The 22,460-nt window shown below is 35.3% G+C and carries 19 protein-coding genes, 1 pseudogene and 1 other annotated feature; of the genes and pseudogenes, 15 read left to right on the top strand and 5 right to left on the bottom strand.

Translation table 11 applies throughout. The features are described 5' to 3' along the window. Positions 1-350: 350 nt before the first annotated feature. On the top strand, positions 351-815 hold the full coding sequence (locus GW534_RS11410) for a PfkB family carbohydrate kinase (RefSeq protein ID WP_246204100.1): 465 nt from the start codon (positions 351-353) through the stop codon (positions 813-815). A gap of 474 nt (positions 816-1,289) precedes the next feature. Then, positions 1,290-1,724, top strand: coding sequence for a YdhK family protein (locus GW534_RS11415; RefSeq protein ID WP_161921148.1), 435 nt, complete (start codon positions 1,290-1,292; stop codon positions 1,722-1,724). Between the two features lie 286 nt (positions 1,725-2,010). On the opposite strand, the gene GW534_RS11420 is transcribed toward GW534_RS11415, so the two are convergent. Further along, positions 2,011-3,966 (bottom strand): acetate--CoA ligase, encoded by a 1,956-nt coding sequence (locus GW534_RS11420; protein ID WP_161921149.1) that lies wholly within the window; start codon positions 3,964-3,966, stop codon positions 2,011-2,013. 280 nt (positions 3,967-4,246) lie between these two features. Between GW534_RS11420 and GW534_RS11425 the strand changes: the two genes are divergently transcribed. Continuing rightward, positions 4,247-4,522, top strand: coding sequence for a hypothetical protein (locus GW534_RS11425; RefSeq protein ID WP_161921150.1), 276 nt, complete (start codon positions 4,247-4,249; stop codon positions 4,520-4,522). Between the two features lie 109 nt (positions 4,523-4,631). On the opposite strand, the pseudogene GW534_RS11430 reads toward GW534_RS11425, so the two are convergent. Continuing rightward, positions 4,632-4,763, bottom strand: a pseudogene (locus GW534_RS11430) (helix-turn-helix transcriptional regulator); the annotation flags it as partial. A 123-nt stretch (positions 4,764-4,886) separates the two neighbouring features. On the opposite strand from GW534_RS11430, the gene GW534_RS11435 reads away from it, so the two are divergent. The 3 genes from GW534_RS11435 (at position 4,887) to aceA (ending at position 8,008) form a co-directional block, all read left to right on the top strand. Next, positions 4,887-5,024, top strand: a complete 138-nt coding sequence (locus GW534_RS11435) for a hypothetical protein (RefSeq protein ID WP_161921152.1) — start codon at positions 4,887-4,889, stop codon at positions 5,022-5,024. Positions 5,025-5,115: 91 nt separating this feature from the next. Beyond that, positions 5,116-6,693 (top strand): malate synthase A, encoded by a 1,578-nt coding sequence (aceB, locus tag GW534_RS11440; RefSeq protein ID WP_161921153.1) that lies wholly within the window; start codon positions 5,116-5,118, stop codon positions 6,691-6,693. 40 nt (positions 6,694-6,733) lie between these two features. Then, the gene (aceA, locus tag GW534_RS11445; protein WP_161921166.1) at positions 6,734-8,008 is read left to right on the top strand and encodes an isocitrate lyase; all 1,275 of its coding nucleotides are present in this window, start codon (positions 6,734-6,736) and stop codon (positions 8,006-8,008) included. Between the two features lie 71 nt (positions 8,009-8,079). Here the strand turns inward: aceA and GW534_RS11450 are convergent, their stop codons facing one another. Further along, complete coding sequence (locus GW534_RS11450) at positions 8,080-9,777, bottom strand: methyl-accepting chemotaxis protein (protein WP_161921154.1); 1,698 nt, start codon at positions 9,775-9,777, stop codon at positions 8,080-8,082. A gap of 226 nt (positions 9,778-10,003) precedes the next feature. Here GW534_RS11450 and GW534_RS11455 point away from each other — a divergent pair, with 226 nt between their 5' ends. Together GW534_RS11455 and ybaK are read left to right on the top strand one after the other, a co-directional pair. Next, complete coding sequence (locus GW534_RS11455; protein WP_161921155.1) at positions 10,004-11,128, top strand: NAD(P)/FAD-dependent oxidoreductase; 1,125 nt, start codon at positions 10,004-10,006, stop codon at positions 11,126-11,128. A 17-nt stretch (positions 11,129-11,145) separates the two neighbouring features. Beyond that, positions 11,146-11,619 carry a Cys-tRNA(Pro) deacylase gene (ybaK, locus tag GW534_RS11460; RefSeq protein WP_161921156.1) on the top strand — a complete coding sequence of 158 codons (474 nt, stop codon included), beginning with the start codon at positions 11,146-11,148 and terminating at the stop codon, positions 11,617-11,619. Positions 11,620-11,689: 70 nt separating this feature from the next. On the opposite strand, the gene GW534_RS11465 is transcribed toward ybaK, so the two are convergent. Together GW534_RS11465 and GW534_RS11470 are read right to left on the bottom strand one after the other, a co-directional pair. Beyond that, a complete protein-coding gene (locus GW534_RS11465) occupies positions 11,690-12,589 on the bottom strand; it encodes a sulfite exporter TauE/SafE family protein (protein WP_161921157.1) in 900 nt (299 codons plus the stop codon). A 274-nt stretch (positions 12,590-12,863) separates the two neighbouring features. Then, complete coding sequence (locus tag GW534_RS11470; protein ID WP_161921158.1) at positions 12,864-14,957, bottom strand: DNA topoisomerase III; 2,094 nt, start codon at positions 14,955-14,957, stop codon at positions 12,864-12,866. A 222-nt stretch (positions 14,958-15,179) separates the two neighbouring features. Between GW534_RS11470 and GW534_RS11475 the strand changes: the two genes are divergently transcribed. From GW534_RS11475 to fni, 7 genes are all read left to right on the top strand, one after another. Further along, positions 15,180-15,632, top strand: a complete 453-nt coding sequence (locus GW534_RS11475; RefSeq protein WP_161921159.1) for a MarR family winged helix-turn-helix transcriptional regulator — start codon at positions 15,180-15,182, stop codon at positions 15,630-15,632. Between the two features lie 218 nt (positions 15,633-15,850). Next, complete coding sequence (locus GW534_RS11480; protein ID WP_246204102.1) at positions 15,851-16,261, top strand: hypothetical protein; 411 nt, start codon at positions 15,851-15,853, stop codon at positions 16,259-16,261. Then, entirely contained in the window at positions 16,261-17,616 is a 1,356-nt protein-coding gene (locus tag GW534_RS11485; protein WP_161921160.1) for a tripartite tricarboxylate transporter permease, read from the top strand. The genes GW534_RS11480 and GW534_RS11485 overlap by 1 nt, the downstream gene beginning before the upstream one ends. Before the next feature lie 31 nt (positions 17,617-17,647). Then, positions 17,648-18,616 (top strand): mevalonate kinase, encoded by a 969-nt coding sequence (gene mvk / locus GW534_RS11490; RefSeq protein ID WP_161921161.1) that lies wholly within the window; start codon positions 17,648-17,650, stop codon positions 18,614-18,616. Between the two features lie 39 nt (positions 18,617-18,655). After that, on the top strand, positions 18,656-19,630 hold the full coding sequence (mvaD, locus tag GW534_RS11495; RefSeq protein ID WP_161921162.1) for a diphosphomevalonate decarboxylase: 975 nt from the start codon (positions 18,656-18,658) through the stop codon (positions 19,628-19,630). Positions 19,631-19,682: 52 nt separating this feature from the next. After that, on the top strand, positions 19,683-20,801 hold the full coding sequence (locus GW534_RS11500) for a phosphomevalonate kinase (protein ID WP_161921163.1): 1,119 nt from the start codon (positions 19,683-19,685) through the stop codon (positions 20,799-20,801). Between the two features lie 85 nt (positions 20,802-20,886). Next, a complete protein-coding gene (fni, locus tag GW534_RS11505) occupies positions 20,887-21,915 on the top strand; it encodes a type 2 isopentenyl-diphosphate Delta-isomerase (RefSeq protein WP_161921164.1) in 1,029 nt (342 codons plus the stop codon). 107 nt (positions 21,916-22,022) lie between these two features. Further along, positions 22,023-22,319, top strand: a binding site (T-box leader). The last annotated feature ends 141 nt before the right edge of the window (positions 22,320-22,460 follow it).

The following is a 22,460-nucleotide window of genomic DNA, read 5'->3' on the forward strand; positions in this document are numbered from 1 at the left end:
AAAAAAATCTCCCCCGTTCCAATATGCCAAAAAATTAGCACATTTTATCGGCAGAGTACATATCGAAAACTGGAAGAGTTTGAAAATTCTATAACAATTTTAGAGGATATAATATGGAAATTTACAATGATGTTTTATTCCGACTGAATCAACTCGTTGATGACGTTATCGATACTCATAAAGCGATTCATTTTATTAAAAAGGAAAAAGAAGCTGCATATGGATTCTAAACTTAAGGACTGATTCCCAGTCCTATTTTTAATTGTTAAATTATCTTAATAAGAATACTAACTCATTTTACACGCTTATGTAGTAAACCTTTTCTAAGATAAATTATTAAAAGATTATTATTGGAGGATGTTGATGTTTGTATTGGTATTGAACCATTACAAGTACTCGGTGAAGATGGGAAGGATATTAAAGATCAATTACCGAACAATCCAACAGTTGAAGATTATAAGCCAATTATTAAAGAATTCCAAAAGCGATTTAATAGTAACCAATTAGCCATGACTTTTAGAAAAAGTTTATCTGTAAACCGTAATAAATTATTTGCACTATTATCTGATGGAAATAATTTTTACCAATCTACAGAAGTTGAAGTGGAAATTGTCGATAGGGTTGGTGCTGGAGACTCATTTTACTCAGGGCTAATTTACTCATTAATTAGTAATTTTGAGCCACAAAAGGCGATTGATTTTGCTACAGGTTGTTTTGCACTAAAACATACCCTTGAAGGTGATATGAACCTGCTCACAGCAGCTGATATTGAACAATTCATAAATCATAAAGATGCTTTTTCAATAAAAAGGTAATACATGAATTATCATATACAATAGTGAAAAGTACCGATATCTCGTAGAGACGGTACTTTTTTGTTTCAATCAAACATTTGATTGAGAAATATTTCCTGAGAAATTTGTCAAAAATTAGTATTACAACTCGAGAAATCTCAAAAAATGTAACCTTTGTTTTTTCACAATTATTCATTTTATATAAATGAGATTAGTGTCTTTTAAGAATTAAGGAAATACTAATATGGCACTGAATGAAATTTACAATTAAAGAGATAATGAATATAAAAGGAAAAAAATCAACCTTCAATTTGTATAAATTTTCCACTTTGTTTAGTTGAATAAATTAGCGAAGGGTATGATGAAAGTGAGGATAACTATATGAAGAGGTTTCTAGTAATTACATTTTTGTTCCCTTTATTTTTTTCATTTTTTTATGGAGGAGGTCAATATGTTAATGCCGCTAGTATAGATTCAAATATGGTTGTAAATCCCATGAAAAATGGGAAATATCCCCCAGCTTTAACAGTTGCAAAAGATCCTGTATATCCGATTGATAGTCGAGTTGTGATTCGTGCTAACCATGTACCAGGTATGGAAGGAGCTAAAGCAGTTGTAAACGCAGTATATGAAACGACAGCATATAAAGTTTCTTATATTCCAACAACATCCAGTGAGGAAGTTAAAAATTATAAATGGGTCATTCATGAAGATATTGAAGGGGCAAATTCAGAGGCATTTGATGTCGGAGAAGAAATAATATTGAACGTTAAATATAAAAATGGGATGGACAGAGCTAAGGCGAAGATTGAAAGTGTAGTACAGACAAATGTGTATATGGTAAGTTATATAGATTCAAGAAATGGGGAGAAAGTAAAAAATTACAAATGGTTAATTGAAAGTGAGCTATTACCATTGAAAGAAAATTAAATATCTAAATAAAACCGGAGTGTCCATAAAGTCACTTTTCCAAACACTTTTAATGTTATGCGTCGTTACGTTGGCGGACGCGCATCCAGTGGCACGGCCTCAGCCTCCTCAACGCACAAGTGCGTTTGCGCAGGTCTATAGCCTCGTGCTTGTCCCGCAGGACTCTGAATATGCTTCACTGATTCTGCACCGCAGGAAAAATGTGAAACATTTTTGCGAGTCGCCGCCAACTTCACGTCAAAATTTCGGTATTTTGGACTTATTGGACAGCCCCGTTACATTCTTTTTATGTGTTAAATAAAATCTCCTGTATATGTTTTACTGAGTCTGTATCTTCCAGTCCTGTTATATCGCCGGTAACAGATCCTTTTACGTAAATTTCTTTTAATAAACGTCGCATAATTTTTCCACTAACCGTTTTAGGTAATGTTTTTGCAAATATAATTTCTTTAGGAAGAGCAATTTTACCAATATGTTGAATAATACTTTGATTTATTTTTTCTGTCATAATATTTTCATCGTCAACACCATCTGAAAGTCTAACAAATACTATCGGAACTTCACCTTTAATTGAATCAGGAACTCCTACTACAGCAGTTTCGGAAACTCCCTTACATTCTAAAACGGCGCTTTCGATTTCCATTGTACTTAATCTGTGACCCGCAACATTAAATGCATCATCAGACCTTCCAACAACCCAAAAGTAGCCGTCTTCATCAACTAGAGCTAAATCACTAGCATAATAGCTCCCTTCAACTTGACTAAAGTAAGTTTGATAGTAGCGCTCCGGTTCTTTCCATAATGTGCGACAGAGCATCGGGAAAGGTTTTCGAATAACTAAGTTTCCTAAGGTACCTGGTGGGACTGGTTTTCCATCTTCATCAACTACTGCAACATCTACTCCTAAAAATTGAACACCTGCAGATCCTGGTTTCATTGGCATAAGCCAGGCCGCGCCAGAAATTGGACAACCTGCCGTTTCAGTCTGTCCCCATGTGTTATTCACGCATATCTTTTTCTTACCTAAAACCTCATATGTCCATTGCCATGTTTCTGGGTCAAAAGGTTCACCAACTAGTGAAATAACGTCTAAACAAGATAAATCAAAGTTATCAATAACTTTGTCGCCCATGCTTTTTAACATACGGAGTGCTGTAGGTGCGGTAAACAATTTATTAACACGGTATTTTTCTATTATTTCATAATATCTTGTCCTAGATGGATAATCGATGGCTCCTTCAACAACGACCGTAGTGACTCCGTTTGCCAGGGAACCTGCAATACCCCAAATATGCATCGTCAACCAACCAATATCAGCCGTACACCAAAAAACATCATCGTCATGGTGATCCATATGATACTTTGCATAAACATAATTTTGCACAACAAAAGCAATGCCCGAATGAACAACTCCTTTTGGTTTTCCAGTTGTTCCACTTGTATAGAAAACGATGCCAGGTTCATTAGCTTCAAGTCGTTCTGGTTCACATTCAATGCTTGCTTTGTTTCGTAATTCTTCCCACCAATAATCTCGTCCATTTTTCATGTCTACATCAATACCAAGCCGATTAATAACAAGTACAGCTTCTACAGAAGGGATTTCAGGGACAACATTATCTACTTTTTCTTTTAATCGAATAATCTTGCCACGACGAGGCGTTGCATCACAGGTGACGACAACCCTTGGTTCAAAATTAATTAATCGATCTTTTAATGATTTCTCAGAGTATCCAGAGAATATTGTATTGTAGACCGCACCAATTCTAAAGCAAGCTAATACTGCGATAAAGGCTTCTGCTAAGTTAGGTAAAAAAATGGCAACGCCGTCTCCTTTTTTCACTCCGAAGGATTTTAAAACATTTGCAAACCGATTAACTTCAGCTAAAAGCATACTGTATGTAAAAAACTTTGTATCACCATTTTCTCCTTCCCATATAAGAGCCGTTCGATTTCCTGCGCCCTTTTCAACATGCCGATCCAGTAAGTTAATACTAGGGTTGCTTATACCACCAGAGAAAAACTCAAAGTCAGGTAATTCTCCCTTCAAAGTTTCTTTCCATGGCTCGTACCAAACTAGCTCTTTCGCTACTTCTCCCCAAAATTTTACAGGGTCCTTTTGGGAAGTTTTTAATAGTTTTTCAAATTCCTCCGTAGAACCTAGTGATGTTTGTTTTTCTTTCTCTTTGTCAGGATACACGAGTCGACTATTGTTTACTACTTGTAAAATTCCGCTTTCATCCATAAGTATTCTCCTCTCAAAACACTTTTTAATAAACATTTTTAACAATAGGAGACACTATAAAACTATGTTTTAATAAAGAGAAATATTCATCACTTACTACTAATTTATAAAAATCTTCAGAAAATTGCAATATATATTTATAAAGTAATACATTTAATGTTATTTTTATTGATCTGATTAATAAGATAAAAAATAGCAATGTATTTGCTTACACGAAGTGATAATATTTCCACTCCTTTGGACATACTGTTTATTAAAAGATTTAATAGGGGTGGAAATTTTGGGGAAACTTACAGAACTTGCTTGGGATGCATTCACGTTAAAACATGTTGAACATAAGAACTTCGTATTATCCTATTTGATATTTTTAAGTATATTACTATTGTTTGAGATATTCCTTTTCTTATTCTATGTTTTTGCATCGGTTATATTTATCCAATATAGCTTTATGCCAAATTTTATCTTTTTTCTCTCTGGTGTCTTTTTGTTATTAGTGATAGTTGCGACAATCCCTGTTATTTTACAAATAATAAAGAAATGGAGAAAATTTCAGTGAAGCTTCATAAAAATTTTCTAAAAGAAAGAGGATAGAGGAACAGAAAAACGTCAATGTTCCATCTATCCTTTTTTTGTTTCCAATAATTAATTTAATAATAGGTTATGTATCAAATGTCATCCGGTTTAAAAAGGTCATCAAATGTAGTATTTAAAATCTTTGCTAACTTGAAAGCGAGTTGCAACGTCGGATCGTACCGATTATTTTCGATAGCGTTAATTGTTTGTTTGGACACATTGCAGTTTTATGTCGAAAATTGTCAACAGAAAATTCGGAAAAATGTGTTGAACATAAAAACGAAATGTGTTATATAATAGATAACAGGAAATTGATAACTGTTTTAAAACAGGAGGGGGGTAAAAAGATGAACTGTCAAGCATGTAATGGAAATGGTGAAATCACTTGCACGTGCAATACGATTCATCCGCATCAATGTGATCATTGTCATGGTGAGGGGATTGTTGAATGTCCTCGTTGTAATGGTTCAGGTCTAATAGATTAATGGTTTCTTAGTTTCTGATTTTGATGTATCAAGACATCATTTAGATAAATTCCATCAAATCTTAAGAAAAACAAGTAAAAGAGGTGTAGAAATGGAAAAATTACAAGTTCAACTCCAATATGAGAAATCAGAAATTGTAACAGAAGAGGCAGCACAATTTCTTGCTAAACTCCATGATAAGTTTGAAAACAGAAGAAGAGAAATTTTACGTTTAAGGGAAGAAAGGCAAAAGGAGTTTGATCAAGGGAAGTCGCCAACATTTTTAGAAGAGACAAAATCGATTCGAGAAGGAGACTGGACAATTTCACCATTACCGAAGGATTTACAAGATCGTCGGGTTGAAATTACGGGTCCAGCAAGTGACCCAAAAATGGTTATCAACGCATTCAACTCTGGTGCAAAAATGTTCATGGCTGACTTTGAAGATGCTAACTCCCCAACATATAAAAATAATATCCAAGGTCAAATTAATTTACGTGATGCCATTCGAGGAATATTAACCTTCACTGCACCAACAGGAAAGTTTTATCAGTTAAAAGAGGATAGAGCAGTCCTTATCGTTCGTCCAAGAGGTTGGCATTTAGTTGAACACCATTTTAAAGTAGACGGCGAATCAATTTCAGGTAGCCTTTTCGACTTTGGTTTATTCTTTTTCCACAATGCAAAAACACTAATTGAGAAAGGTTCAGGTCCATACTTCTATTTGCCAAAGCTAGAAAGTGCACAAGAAGCACGATTATGGAATGATGTGTTCGTATTTGCCCAAAATGAATTAGGTATCCCACAAGGAACGATTAAAGCAACAGTTTTAATTGAGACAATTACAGCTGCTTTTGAAGCAGATGAAATTTTATACGAATTAAGAGAGCATAGTGCAGGTCTTAACTGTGGAAGATGGGACTATATTTTTAGCATAATTAAAAAGTTTAAAAATCATAAAGATTTCATTTTACCAGACCGTGCACTCGTAACAATGGAAGTACCATTTATGCGTGCTTATTGCTTATATGTCGTAAAGGTTTGTCATAAACGTAATGCACCAGCAATAGGTGGAATGGCAGCTCAAATTCCTGTAAAAAACGATGAGGAAGCAAATCGCATTGCCTTTGAAAAGGTACGGAAGGATAAAGAACGTGAAGTAAGAGACGGGTTTGATGGAAGTTGGGTAGCCCATCCAGGTCTCGTACCAACTGTAATGGATGTATTTAACGAAAATATGCCTCAATCAAACCAAATTGATCGAAAACGTGACGATGTTCAAGTAACTGCGGAACAATTGCTAGAAGTACCAGATGGAGATATTACAGAAGAAGGCTTACGAATCAATATTAGCGTAGGCATTCAATATATTGAGGCATGGCTCGGTGGAAGAGGCGCTGTACCAATCTTCAACTTAATGGAAGATGCTGCAACGGCTGAAATTTCACGTGCACAAGTATGGCAATGGATTCGTCATCCGAAAGGAATTTTAAATGATGGTAGAAAAGTAACTTTTGAGCTTGTAAATCAATTAATTGAAGAAGAATTAGAGAAAATAAAAGCTCAAGTAGGTAAGGAGCGTTATGAAAGTGGAAGATTTGAGGAAGCTACAGAGTTATTTAGAGAGTTAATCGAACAAGATGAGTTTGCAGAGTTTTTAACTTTACCTGGTTATGAAAAATTAAATTAAAAATAGATGGAAGAAAAAGAGGGAGGAAACTACAATGACAATGTCAAGGGAAGAACAAATCAGACAATTAGAGGAACAATGGAAAAGTGAACGTTGGAAAGGAATCAAGCGTCCATATACTGCTGAGGATGTAGTGAAACTTCGTGGTTCAATTCAAATTGAACATACGTTAGCGAAAAGAGGAGCGGAAAAGTTATGGAAGCTTGTTAATGAAGAAGATTTTATTAACGCATTAGGTGCATTAACTGGAAACCAAGCTGTTCAACAAGTTAAAGCTGGATTGAAAGCAATTTATTTAAGTGGTTGGCAAGTAGCAGCGGATGCTAACCTATCAGGTCATATGTACCCAGACCAAAGTTTATATCCGGCAAATAGTGTTCCCCATGTTGTAAAACGAATTAACCAAGCATTGCAACGGGCAGATCAAATTGACAGTGTTGAAGGTCGAGAAGGTTTTGATTGGTTTGCACCGATTGTAGCAGATGCTGAAGCTGGTTTTGGTGGGGCACTGAACGTATTCGAATTAATGAAAGCGATGATAGAAGCAGGAGCTTCTGGTGTTCACTTCGAAGATCAATTAGCATCCGAGAAAAAATGCGGTCATTTAGGAGGAAAAGTGTTACTACCAACCCAGCATGCAATCCGTAACTTAATTTCCGCTCGGCTTGCTGCTGACGTCATGGGAGTACCAACTGTATTAATTGCTAGAACTGATGCTAATGCAGCGCAACTATTACAAAGTGATGTAGATCCATATGACCATAAGTTTTTAACAGGTGAGCGTTCTCCTGAAGGATACTACTATGTAAAAGCAGGATTAGATCAAGCGATTGCTCGTGGACTTGCATATGCACCATATGCGGATATGGTATGGTGTGAAACGTCTGAACCAGATTTAGAAGAAGCAAGACGTTTTGCTGAAGCTATTCATGAGCAATACCCTGGTAAACTATTAGCTTATAACTGTTCACCATCTTTTAACTGGAAACTAAAGCTAGATGATAAAACGATTGCTGAATTCCAAAAAGAGCTTGGTAAAATGGGTTACAAATTCCAGTTCGTTACTCTTGCAGGATTCCATACACTCAACCACAGCATGTTTGAGTTAGCGCATGAATATCGTGATCGTGGTATGGCTGCTTATGCTGAGTTCCAGCAAGCTGAATTTGCTAGTGAATCGAAAGGATATACTGCTACTAGACACCAACGTGAAGTCGGAACAGGTTACTTCGATGAAGTAGCAACTATCGTATCCGGTGGGCAAGCTTCCACAGTTGCATTAAAAGGTTCAACTGAAGAAGAACAATTTGTGTAAGCTTATTATACAAAAAGCCTCGTCAATTGTAGACGAGGCTTTGGTGTGTGTAAATTAGAAAAAAGTGCTTTTTAAATTTTAAATTTTTGAATCAATTGATTTAATTCATCTGCAAGTTTCGATAGTTCATTCGAACTTTCAGCAACAATCTCCATCGAACTCGTTGTTTGTTGTGAGGATGCTGATGTTTGTTCCACTCCCGCTGCCGTCTCTTCGGATATTGCAGAAATACCTTCAATAAATTGTTGAATTTCGTTACTTTCTTTTGCGATTTCAAGTAAATGGCCACCAATAGTTTCTATGTTATTTACTGTACTTGAAATTGACTGATTAATTTCATCGAATTTTTCTTTTGTCTTTTCCATTTGTCCAGTACCTTGCTCTACTTCTTTATAGCCTAATTCAAGTGATTCGGTAACATTTCTCACTTCACTTTGAATATTCGATACAATTGATGTGATGTCCTGAATTGAAGCGGATACTCCTTCCGCAAGTTTCCTTACTTCCTCAGCGACAACTGCGAATCCTTTTCCGTGCTCACCTGCTCGAGCGGCTTCAATCGCAGCGTTTAGCGCCAATAAATTGGTTTGCTCTGCAATTTCTTTAATAACCGTAACAAGTTTAGAGATTTTTTGTGACTCGGTATCAAGAACTTGAATCTTTTGAACGGACTCTTTAACGATCTGATCGATTTTTTCCATTTGTTGAGCTGAAGAAGAAATATACTGATTACCTTCATTTGTCATATTTAAGACTTGCATTGAGGCTTGTTCAACTTGTTTACCGCTCTGATTTGCATTTTTTATCTTTGTGTAAAAATTATTCATTATCGTTGCTAAATCTTGCGCCCGATTTGCTTGTTCTTCAGCACCGCTTGCTAGCTCTTGCATTGTCATTGAAACTTGTTCTGATCCTAATTTAACCTCATGGGCTGAATGGGTTAAATTTTCGCTTTGTTTTGCAACAGTATCCGAAACGGTTTTTATATTTAAAAGTAAGTTACGCATTTGCAACATCATATCATTTGTTGCACTAATTAATTGTCCAGTTTCATCTTGTACCTTTGTTTCAATCGGTTTGAGACTTAAATCGCCATTCGCAATTGATTTCATTCTCTTCATAACGAGACGGATTGATTTTGAAATTCGTGAAGATAGGAAAATTGCAACCCCAATAGAAATTACGAAAACAACAATCGAAATCACTATTGTAACAACGGTAACAAGCTTCCCTTGATTTATAATATCTTTTCCTTTATTATTTATTGATTTTTCTAGCTCAGCTGAAAGTTGTTGTAACCCTGCAGTTAATTCATCCGATAATGGTTCAACCTTTTCAGCTAATATAGTTAATGCGAGTTCGCGATTTTGGGCTGAAATTTTTGCGAAAACTTCATTTACAATCGTTTCTTCCCATTGTTGACTTGTTTCTAGTAAACCTTTTATTTGTTTAGAATCATCAAGTTGCACCATTTGTTTTTCAAGTTCTTTACTTTCACCAGTAAGCGCATTGAACTGTTTACGATAATCCGGATTATCATATAGAATATAGCCTCGAGCTAAGGCTAATCGTTCGGAGACATTATATGCTAACTGATTACTAACAAGCGCTAATTGTAATTCTTCTTCGATAATATCTTCTGTATTTTTATTAGTTCGAAATATCGTGAAAATATAGTAGCTTGTTAGTATTAAAACGAGGAAAAGGACTATCGAAAAACCGAGTAATAGTTTTGCTTTAATTGTTTTTAAACTTAATAACCCCTTCAAGAAAATACACCCCACATCTGTTAAACTTTATGATAAAAAGTTTTTAGAAAAAAGTAATTTGTTAAATATAAAACATATGTTAATACATATATCGGTTATAAAAAGTATTTTTACATGGTTTTTATGAAAAAATATGAATTTGGAGCATGTTCAATGTATTTCTTCAGTATTATGAGCGCAATTCAGTATGATTTAGGTTAAAATATATACAAAAAGAGGTTTTAACATGAGTGAAGTAATCGTTGTAGGTGCAGGTGTGCTAGGGGCTTCGACGGCCTATCACCTTGTAAAAATGGGAGCGAAAGTAACAATGGTTGATGCAGGTTTCGAGGGTCAAGCGACCGATGCTGCAGCAGGTATTATTTGCCCATGGTTAACCCAAAGACGAAATAAAAAATGGTATACTCTGGCAAAAAACGGTGCGGCCTATTTTAGTACATTGATTCCAGCATTAGAGGAAGATAATGACATAGATACAGGTTATAAAAGAGTCGGTGCCATTAGCATTCATACTGACTCTGAAAAGTTAAAAAAGATGAAAGAACGTGCCTTAAATAGGAGGGAAGATGCACCAGAAATAGGTGAGGTCTATCAATTGGATGAGATGGAAACAGCAAAACTATTCCCGCCAATTGCTGAAGGGTATTCCTCGGTTTATGTAAGTGGAGGCGCACGGGTAAATGGAGGGGCACTTCGTGATGCATTAGTTAGGGTAGCTAAAAAACATGGAGCAAGATTTGTAAACGGAAAAGCAGAACTTATCCATCAGTCTTCTACTATTAAAGGTGTAAAAGTAAATAATGAAGAAATTTTTGCTGATTCCGTTGTTATTACTGCTGGTGCTTGGGCCGATCAACTTTTTGCTCCTCTAGGGATAGAGTTAGATCTTTCCTTTCAAAAAGGGCAAATTGTTCATTTGCAATTAGAACAAAAAAATTCAGACACTTGGCCTGTTGTTATGCCACCGGGTAATAAGAGTATATTGGCCTTTGATGATGGGGAAATTGTTATTGGTTCAACTCATGAAAAAGATAAGGGCTTTGATATGCGAGTTACTGCAGGTGGAGTCTATGACATATTAAATCAAACTTTAGCTGTTGCTCCTGGGTTAGAAAATGCAGGTATAAAAGATATACGTGTTGGCTTTCGACCATATACACCTGACTTTTTACCAATGTTCGGTAAAATCCCAGACTTTAATGGATTGTACACCGCAAATGGCTTAGGTGCTTCAGGCTTAACGGTTGGACCATATCTTGGGTTTCAGCTAGCGTGTTTAGTATTAGGAAAACAACTAGAGATTGATCAATCTAATTACGATATAGCAAGTGCAATTAAGAATATGGATTAGAAAGTGTGGGGAATCGAATGGTACCTAAAACAAATGCGCTACGCATTTTAGATAAAGAGAAAGTTGAATACAATATTATTACATATAATGTCAAAGACGGTAAAATCGACGGTGAGTCAATTGCTGAAAAAATTGGACGAGCACCCGAATTCGTTTATAAAACATTAGTAACTCATAATAAAGGAAATTTATTTGTATTTGTTATACCGGTAATGGAAGAATTAGATTTAAAAGAGGCAGCTAAAGTTGTAGGTGCAAAGAAAGTTGAAATGTTACCACTGAAAGATTTACAAAAACATACGGGTTATATACGCGGAGGCTGTTCTCCTGTTGGGATGAAAAAACTTTATCCGACATATATTGATGTCAGTGCTCAACAACTTTCTACAATAATCGTTAGTGCTGGTAAAATCGGTATACAAATGGAAGTAAACCCAAAAGATTTAGCTAAAGTAACAAAAGCTGAATTTGTCGAAGTGCTGAAAAAATAATAAATGAAAAATATGCCCACTAAAACTGGAACTTTTACCGAGTAATTAGTGGGCATTTATAATTTAAAACCTAATCCGATTTTAAAGGTCGTTCTTTCTCGTTGTTTTTATGTTTACGAATTTCAAATACAGCATAGATAACGGAAATGATCCATAATACAAATAATATTATATAAATAATATTTGTCATTGTACTTGATATATATATAACACTTAGTAATGTTCGAACGTTTGTAATAATAATAACACCACCAACTAAAGTGCCTAATAAGATTGTCGGAATAATTTTTACAAGCCAAGCTGCGAGAGGCGCTGCAAAAATCCCTCCAATCATTAAAGCAATGACCCATTCGAAGGCAATCTCTTGCCATCCTAATGAAATTAAAAAGCCTAAAGACGCAGAAATAGCAATGGCAAATTCACTCGTATCAACAGAACCAACTACTTTACGTGGTTCCATATTATGACTTGTTAAAAGGACGGGTGTTGCAATCGGCCCCCAACCACCGCCACCGGTTGAATCCATAAATCCTGCGATGAACCCTAGGGGAGCAAGTTGTTTGTTTTTTGAAGACGATTTTTGTTTAACAGGTTGCTTCTTATTAATTTTAAACAAGAATTTATATATTACGAAAAAGCCTAAAGATAATAGAAAAATAGCTATATAAGGCTTTATGATTTCTCCAGGTATGTTACTTAAAAAGGTTGCTCCGAGAAAGGCACCAATCGAACCAGGTATAATTAAGCGTTTTACGACTTGTTTATCTACATTTCCGAATTTAATATGGGAGATTCCAGAAGCTGCAGTTGTAACTACTTCAGCCATATGAACGGAAGCAGAGGAAACGGCAGGAGCTATACCAGATAATAGTAATAATGAGGTTGATGTTACACCATAAGCCATGCCTAATGCTCCATCAACCAATTGTGCACAAAAGCCGACAAAGGCTAAAATAATAATCTTCTCCAAACGGAAACACTCCTTCAGAAAAAGAAGAATTGAAATCGCAATAAACTTGATTTATATATAATTAACGTTTTGAGTTTCTAGACTACAATATGTGAATATGATTTATTGGGTGCATACCCAATTTGAAATTATAAGAATAGGATAGGAAGGAATTGTTTGAGGATGATTAAATGGTTAGAAAAATTGAAAAGCTGCATTTTTGAGAAATAAAAAGGCTGTCCAATTAAATATTGAACAACCTTCCGAATAAAAAACTTTAAAAATTTATTTACTGTTATTCTTTTTCCTCTAAGGCAGCAATTAGCAAATCAGCTAAACTTGTTCCGAAGGAGTCATCTTTTTTCGTATATTTTTGCACAAGTTTCCGTTCTTCCCGTTTATTAATTGCTTTTTTCTTTTCTTCTGCTTTTTCTACAATGTTACAACGACGACATTGGAAATATGCTCCTGCCACCCCTTGGTGAATTTCCATTCGTTTATGACATTGTGGACAGCGTCGATTTGATAATTTTGGATCTTTTCTTCTTTTGTAGGAACATTCGAGATTAGAACAGACTAATATTTTTCCATCTCGTGTATTTTTTTCTTTTAAAAATGATCCACATTCAGGACATTTTGAACCAGTCAAATTCGGTGTTCGATAAGTTTTATCGCTTTGTTTAATTTCTGAGACAAGATCGACTGTTTTTTGGCGGATTTTTTTCAAGAATAATTCTGGTTTCGCTTTTCCACGAGCAATTAATTCCAATTCTTTTTCCCATTTCGCTGTCAATTCAGGAGACTTTAACTCTTCATTAACTAAATCCATCAACTGTTTCCCTTTTTGAGTTGAATGGAAGCGACCATTTTTCCGTTCAATGGATTCAGCTGAAACGAGTTTTTCAATAATTTCAGCCCGTGTTGCAGGAGTTCCTAGACCGTATTTCTCCATTTGGCCGAGTAGGTCAGCTTCCGATAGTCGAAGCGGTGGTTCGGTTAACTTTTCTTCTACATCTACCTTATTAACTGTTAATGTTTGTCCTTGTGCAAGTTGTTGTAAACTAGTTTTCTCTATAATATCGTCGTTTAAATTCATTACTTTTTTAAAGCCAAGTTCTGTTACTACTTTTGTTTTTGTCGTTAATGTCTCACCATTAGCTTCTATAACAACAGAAATTGATTCATATTTATACTGAGAATAAAACAATGTTAAAAAGCGTCGCACAATTAAATCATAAATTTTCCGTTCTTCACTTGATAAATCACCAAGATGCACCTTTTCCTCCGTCGGAATAATGGCGTGATGATCAGTTACTTTTTCGTTATTAAATACACGACGGGCTAATACTTTTCCTTTTTGTTGGAGGATTGGTTTCACTTCTTCTTTGTATGCAGCTGCAACAGCTTGTAAACGTTCAAACATCGTACTAGCCATATCGGTTGTTAAATAACGAGAATCTGTCCGCGGGTAAGTCACAAGCTTATGTTCTTCGTATAATCCTTGTAAAATGTTTAACGTTTTTTTAGCTGAATAGCCAAAGCGTTTATTCGCGTCCCGTTGTAATTCATTTAAATCATAAGGAAGAGGATGTTGTTCCGCCTTTTCCTTTTTAACGATTTCAATAACTTTTGCTTTTTGTCCATTTAATTTTTGAGCAATTTGCCCTGCCTTATCTTTAGAAAAGATTCGTTTTTCACCATTGTGTTCCCAATCGGCAAGAATAGATCCCAATTGAGTCCGAATAATCCAATATGTTTTCGGTACAAATTTTTGAATTTGTTTTTCACGCTCGATAATTAAAGATAAAGTAGGGGTTTGTACACGACCGGCAGAAAGTGGGTCTTTATATTTTGTCGTAAGTGCACGTGTAACATTAAGTCCGATAAGCCAGTCAGCTTCTGCGCGACAGACGGCAGAGTGATACAGATTTTCATAATCTTTACCAGGTTTTAAGTTTTTAAACCCGTCACGGATTGCTCTGTCAGTAACCGATGAAATCCAAAGACGTTTAATTGGTTTTCGATAGCGTATTTTATCTAATATCCAACGGGCAACAAGTTCACCTTCTCGTCCAGCATCCGTTGCAATAATTAACTCTTTAATATCTTTTCGCCTTGTTAACTGTTCAATCGCTTTAAATTGATGACTTGTTTGTCTAATTACTTTAAGTCCCATTTTTTCAGGGATGATAGGCAGATCTTCTAGACGCCATGTTTTATATTTTGTATCGTAATGTTCAGGCATTTTTAACTCGACTAAATGTCCAAGTGCCCAAGTCACAATATAATTTTTTCCTTCAATATATGATTTATGTTTATCACCTAAGCCAAGCACTCTAGCGATTTCCCGTGCTACACTTGGCTTTTCGGCAAGTATTAATGATTTCATAAAAAACTCCTTTCAAATTGCTTATAACGCTGAAGTTGGACTCTCTAAAAAGTCATTAAATAGTATTTTACCACGAAACGATAATAACCCTTGATATAAAAAGTTTATTTAAATCAGAAAAAACGGTATAAACTAAAGAAAATAGCTAGAGATGCTTGACCTAGACTATAAAATTTAATATAATTATTTCGAAATCGAGATAACGGTAAGGGGTATGATAACATGACAGAGGCAGCTAAACTAAAAGACGAAGAGTTGTCATTGAAATTATTTGTCGTATTAACGAGAGCATTAGAGGCGATTGAAAAAAATATTGTCAAAAATATTAAAAGTTATGGCTTAAACTTAACTGAATTTGGTGTATTAGAATTGTTATATCATAAAGGTGATCAACCAATTCAGAAAATCGGTCAAAAAATTTTACTCGCATCTAGTAGTATAACGTATGTTGTTGATAAGTTGGAAGAGAAAAATTATTTAATAAGAAAAGCTTGTCCAACCGATCGTCGAGTAACCCATGCTTCTATTACTGAGGAAGGGAAAAAATTAATGGACGATATTTTTCCTAAACATCGATTGGCTATGAGTGAGATTATGGCTGGTTTAGATATAGAGGAAAAAGAAATCGTCATCGAAAAAGTGAAGAAGCTTGGTTTATATGCACAAAAATTGTAAAAACATATCCGTAGCATGCAATGCTTTTTAGAAATTAATCTTATATGTAAGTGGAAGGGAGAAGAGCATTTATACTGCTTTTCTCCTTTACTATTTTTAGTTTAGAGGAAAAATTAGCCACAGTGTAATAAATCATCTATAATAAAAAATGGTTTGTCAACAAATGAGCCAATCTCAGATACGTTTTTGCTATCATATTCGATGTCTGTTTTAACACAATGGGGGTTGTGAAAGGTTTAACTAAATTGAAAAAAATAACCGTTTATAGCGGAAATGATTATAATGAGTTAGACGAGGTTCATTGTATAGTAAAAATGAAAATACAAAAACTAATATATACAGGTTGTTTTATGGAAGGTGATTTAGTGGAAAGAAATTTAAATAATCATACTGAACAGGATAACCAAATAGAATACGTTGAAGTTTGGGAAGACCTTGTAAGTATAAGAGATCTCGTTATCTCTTTAATTATATGTGTTGTTACAACTTTAGGTTTATATTTTGTAGCGCCAAACAATAGTTCGATGCCTTTGTTTCTTGGTTTATTTGGAGCTTTATTAGGCTTTGGTATTTGTAGTTTTATTTTTAAACCAAAACGAAATTTCATCGAGGATAAGGAAGGGAAATAATGGATCCAAGTTTACTAATACAAATGATTATTGCAGCACTCATTGGAACAGTCCTTTACACCATAATCGGTGTTGTTCCAGGAACGGATGAGACGGCAGTTATTGCACCTGTTACTATGGCAATCGTATTAGCAGGAGTTTCACCGATTGTTGTGCTCACATTTTACTTATCAGCTATTATTGCTCATAAATTATCAGACTCTGTACCAGTTGCCGTTGCGGGTATTCCTGGTGGGGTAATGGCGACACCAATGGTTGAACACGCTATGATCTTGAAAAAACATGGACACTCTGAAACAAGTATTCGAAAAATGATTTCTGGATCTGTAATTGGAACACTTGTATCTGTTCCAATAAGTTTACTTTTAGCTGGAGCGCTAACCCCATTTGCTGACTGGTTTAGCAATTATGCGAATCAAATTTTATTTACAGGTGCAGTTATTTTAGCCCTTTTATCAAAAAATCGTTGGCTATCATTGTTAATTATTGTTCCTTTTGCTTTACTAATTCAAGGTTTACGTCATTTATATTGGGATTTAGGAGTTGTTCCTGAAAATAAAACTGTATTTACTTCATTCTTTTTAGGAATAACGATAGGGCCAATTATTGTTACTTTATTAGAATTATTAAATAAAGAAAAACGCAAAGAATTAGTTCGTAAAGATAAAAAGAGTGTTAAATTATCGAAAACGAAGAAACAAAAAGGGTTACCGAACCCGTTTAAAATTTTATCTATAAAAGAAGTCATAATGAGTTCGATTTCCTCTGTAATTGGCTGTATTACCTTTTTATTTAGTGCAGTCGGTATTACAACACTTGTTGGTGAATTAATGTCAAAAAGTGAAAAGGACCCGGTAAAACGGTCATCTTTAGCAATCGCCAATATGGAGTCACTTGCCAACTCGACTTATATTGCTGGTACATTAATTCCATTAATCGCATTAGGAATTCCGTTATCGTCGGTTGCTCTAGGTCCTGGACAAGCTTTATTTAATGCACCACCTGTATTTACACTAGATCATAATATTCACCATATATTATCAACATGGGAATTTGTGTTAGCAGTAGTAATTGGCGTAGGGATTTCATTATTTATTACTTATGTTTTAATCGTCAAATATGCAAATGAAATATGTATTTTTGTATTTAAGTGGATTCCCCATGAAGCAATTTTAGGTCTATTTTTAGGTCTAGTTATTTTACTAGCATTTATTGATGCAGGTTGGATAAATATCGCTGGTGTATTACTTGTTGGTTTAGTATCAGGTACATTACATCGTTGGGGAGTTAATTTTGGTGTTCAATTTATGATTTTATATTGTGCACCGTGGTTAATATCTGTTATTGCAGGATAAATTTTTTTAGTTTAGAAAGTGAGGAATATCATTGTTCTCTTCACGAAATCGATCAATTGGCAGGGCACATAGTAAATTAATATTAATTGGGGAACATGCGGTCGTTTATGGTCAACCAGCGATTGCTCTCCCTTTTCCAACACTTACTGTGACATGTGCTGTTGAAGAAATTGATACTGGTATTTACATAGAAAGTAATCTATATGCTGGTCCAATTGAGCAAATTCCAGAACGTTTAAAAGGACTTGCAACATGTATTCGTGCAACTCTACAAGAGATTAATAAACATTATAAAGGTTTCCTATTAAAAATTGATTCTAAAATTCCGATTGGCCGTGGGTTAGGTTCTAGCGCAGCAATTGCCGTAGCGATTGTCAGAAGCCTTTATCAATTTTTTAAATGTGATTTGTCTGGGAGTAAATTAAGAGAATTAGTCACAATCGCTGAAACTTATGCTCATGGAAATCCGAGTGGAATTGATATGGAGTCCGTTGTTCAAGATGAACCAATTTGGTTTGAAAGAGAGAAAGGGATTGAATCGGTTACAATTCAATCACCCTTTTATTTAGTTGTAGCAGATACTGGCCGAGCTGGTGATACTCGTTCCGCAGTGGCTAGTATTAAGGAAAATATAGATAAGAGTCCACTAGAAACTAATCAATCGATTGATAAAATTGGCCAATATACTTATGAGGCACGACAAGCATTATTGCAAGGGAATCTCAATCAGCTAGGTAACCTTTTAAATTTAGCTCAAACAGAATTAGATAAATTGGGTGTAAGCGACAAGGGAATTAACCATCTTGTTGATGTCGCAAGAAGTGCTGGTGCCTTTGGTGCAAAATTGACCGGTGGAGGACGTGGTGGTTGTATTATTGCTTTAGCAGAAAACAATGTTCAAGCAAAGGAAATCTGCCAACATTTAAATCAAAATGGTGCAGTATCTACATGGTCATTTAAAGTAGAAGAAACACAAAAATATCATTCAATTACTTCTTAAGAAAGTATTGAAAATGGATTATAAACGGAGTGTGTTAAGTTGAAAGCAACAGCAAAGGCACATACAAATATCGCCTTAATTAAATATTGGGGAAAAAGGAACGAGGAATTAATTCTACCTACAAATAGTAGTTTGTCTATTACTTTGGATCGATTTTATACAGAAACAACAGTTGAATTTAATGAACAATTAACCTCAGACAGTTTTTATTTGAATGGTGAACAAGCTAGCGAGAAAGAAACATTAAAAGTGACCAAGTTTCTTAATCTCGTACGCGAACTAAGTGGTGATACACGCCACGCGACGGTGTCCTCTACAAACCATGTTCCGACAGCAGCTGGCTTTGCCTCATCTGCATCTGGTTATGCAGCTTTAGCTGCAGCAGCTTCGAAAGCATCAGGATTGCAACTAGAAGGTGAAGAATTATCAAAGCTTGCTAGACGAGGTTCTGGATCAGCATGTCGCTCCATTTATGGTGGTTTTGTTGAATGGCAAAAAGGGACTAAAGATGATGGTAGTGATTCCTATGCTGTTCCAATCTTAGAGCAAGAGGCATGGGATTTATCAATTTTATCGGTTATGATTGAATCAAAACAAAAGAAAATATTGAGCCGTGAAGGCATGAAGCGGACTGTCGAAACTTCCCCATTTTACGATGGATGGTTAAAGGCGACAGAAGAAGAACTACAAATTGCAAAGAAAGCAATTGAAAAGAGAGATTTTGAATTACTCGGTGAAACGTTAGAAAAAAATGCATTTAAAATGCATGCTACGACTTTAGGGGCAGATCCGCCATTTTTCTATTGGCAACCGGCGACATTGGAAATTATTGACTACGTACAGCAATTACGTTCGCAAGGTGTACTTGCCTATGTTACGATAGATGCGGGACCGAATGTAAAAGTAATTTGTGAACCGAAAGATGAACAGAAAGTGTATCAAACCTTAAGTGAAATTGACTCCGTTAAGGAAATTTTTGTCTGTCACCCAGGTCCGGGTATAAGTTATTTATAATATTTTTTGAAATTAATTTTCTACTTTTTCGTTTTTAAAGGAATGATTACATATGAAGGACCAAGTCCTTAAAATTAAAGTACCAGGAAAATTATTTATTGCTGGAGAATATGCCATTTTAGAAGAGGGACAATCTGCTGTTGTTATTGCGGTTAATCGTTATATGACAGGAGAAATATCTCCTAGCAACTACAACGAACTACATTTACCTCAACTTGGTTTAACAAATATTAAATGGTATGAGCATGGAACAGATATTCAATTTAATCTAGAAAGCAGTAAGCTATCTTTCGTGAAAAATGCGCTTAAAACCGTTATTCAATTTTTAAAAGATAAAGAAGTAAAGATTGATCCATTTTCTTTATCGGTAGAAAGTGAACTGGGTGATGAAGATGGAAAAAAATATGGTTTAGGTTCTAGTGCAGCCATTGTCGTAACCGTTGTGACTGCAATGCTACACTTTTTTAAAAATGATAAATTCCAACCGACTGAAGAACTTATTTATAAATTGTCGGCTATTGCCCATTACTATACACAAGGTAACGGGTCATGTGCAGACATTGCAGCTTCTACTTATGGTGGTTGGCTGAAATATTCGATGTTTGATGCTGCTTGGTTAAATAATCATATCAATAAAGGGACAAATTTGTTACATTTAGTTGGTGGAAGATGGCCTGGACTTGAGATTGAACGGATTCAACCACCAAGCGAATTACATCTTGCAGTTGGGTGGACAGGAAAAGCGGTATCAACAGCACCAATGGTTCAAAGTATTCAACAATTGCGTACTCATAATTTTAATATATATGAAGAGTTTCTTAATCGTAGTAAACAAGCCGTTTCTAGTTTGCTTGAAAGTTTCCGTAATAATCAAACTGAACAGGCAATAGTAAGCTTAAAAGAAAACCGTAAAGCTTTAATGCGTCTTGGTGAGTTAGCTGCCGTTGATATTGAAACACCTGAATTAAAAACATTAATTTCAATTGCGAACCGTTATGGTAGTGGAAAATCATCTGGAGCAGGTGGCGGTGATTGCGGGATTGCTTTTGTGACAAACAAGGAACATATTGCAAAATTAGAAGAGGAATGGCACCAAGCTAATATAGAACCTTTAAAACTAAATGTTTCCTTAGAAGGTGCAACGGTAACAGTTATTAAAAAGGAACAATAAAGTTTCATATTCATCTAATTTTCTACTTAGGAAGAATGACAGTGGTGGGAAATACCATTTACTGTTTACAAAGAAGGTGTCCAAAATGTCGGATTCAATTAATAAAAGAAAATCAGAGCATATAAAAATTGTCTTAAATGAAAAAGTAACAGGGGATCAAATTACAACGGGCTTTGAACGGGTGCATCTCATCCATAATGCACTGCCAGAGATTGATTTTGAAGATATTAAAATAAATACAAACTTCTTTGGTTTTGAACAAAAAACCCCGTTTCTAATTAGTTCAATGACTGGGGGAGCTCTGATGGCGGAGAGTATTAATCGAAATCTCTCCATTGCTGCAGAAGAAAAAGGATGGGTGTTAGCGCTCGGTTCAACCCGTGCCCTAATAGAAAGTGATGAACATCATGCCTCCTTTAAAGTTCGTAAATATGCACCAACAACTCCAATCATTGCTAATCTTGGTGCTGTCCAATTTAACTACGGTTTTGGTGTTGATGAATGTAAACGAATCATTGAAATTACGGATGCAAATGTGCTCGTACTTCATCTCAACAGTATACAAGAGATTATTCAGACAGAAGGTAATACAAACTTTAAAGATTTGTTAAGTAAAATTGAACAAGTTTGCCGTGGATTAGACGTCCCAGTTGGTGTAAAAGAAGTAGGTTGGGGAATTGATGCTGAAACAGCAAGAAGACTTACCGATGTTGGTATCGACTTTATTGATGTAGCTGGAGCGGGTGGGACATCCTGGAGCCAAGTTGAAAAGTTCCGTTCTAAAGAGAAAATAAAGAAAATCGCGGCAGAAAGCTTTGTAGATTGGGGAATTCCAACCGTAGACTGTGTTGTTTCTGTTCGAGAACAACTTCCAAATCAAACGGTCATTGCTAGCGGTGGAATTCATAACGGCGTAGAGGCAGCAAAGGCTCTTGCTTTAGGAGCGAATTTTGTTGGCTTTGGCCGTTCTATTTTAAAAGAAGCTACAGAAACTCCTGAGTCGGTCATGGAAGTAATGGAGATACGTGAGTTAGAGTTAAAAATGGCGATGTTCGGAATCGGTGTTAAGACAATTAAAGAATTAAATGAAACTAATCGGGTAAAATTTATTTAAGGTCTTTTTAAAAATAACATTTGTTTTAATAATAAACATTAATATGTAATTACTTGATATTTAAAAACTGATTTCCTATAATGTATTCAATCGAAAAGTGACAATGGGAAAAAACAATGATAGGGAAGAGTACGATTCAGTTATTTTTCAAAGAGAGCTCCGGTTGGTGGGAAGGAGTAAAAATACGAATCGGAATATGCCCCTTGAGTTTCGTGCTGAACGTATGATGAAGATACTAGTAGGCTCCGACGAGTTGATGCTCGTTACAAACATCACAGTATAAATATAAACAGTTGCTGTTTTACTTTACACAGCAATGAAAATATTTGTACTGACGGAGGCTATATGTGTGAGCATATAGTAAAATAAGGTGGTACCACGTGCAAATTAACCACGTCCTTATCAAAAATTGATAAAGGCGTGGTTTTTTGTTTATTTACTACAATTTACATGGAATGTAAAACTAATGCCTATTAATGTTTTTAAAACATTTTCCCAATTAAAATCCAAACTATTCCGAATGGATTTAAGAAGCTTACTTAGTA

Origin of the sequence: Pallidibacillus pasinlerensis (assembly GCF_009996845.1) — a bacterium.
GTDB classification, from domain to species: Bacteria; Bacillota; Bacilli; order Bacillales; family Caldibacillaceae; genus Pallidibacillus; species Pallidibacillus pasinlerensis.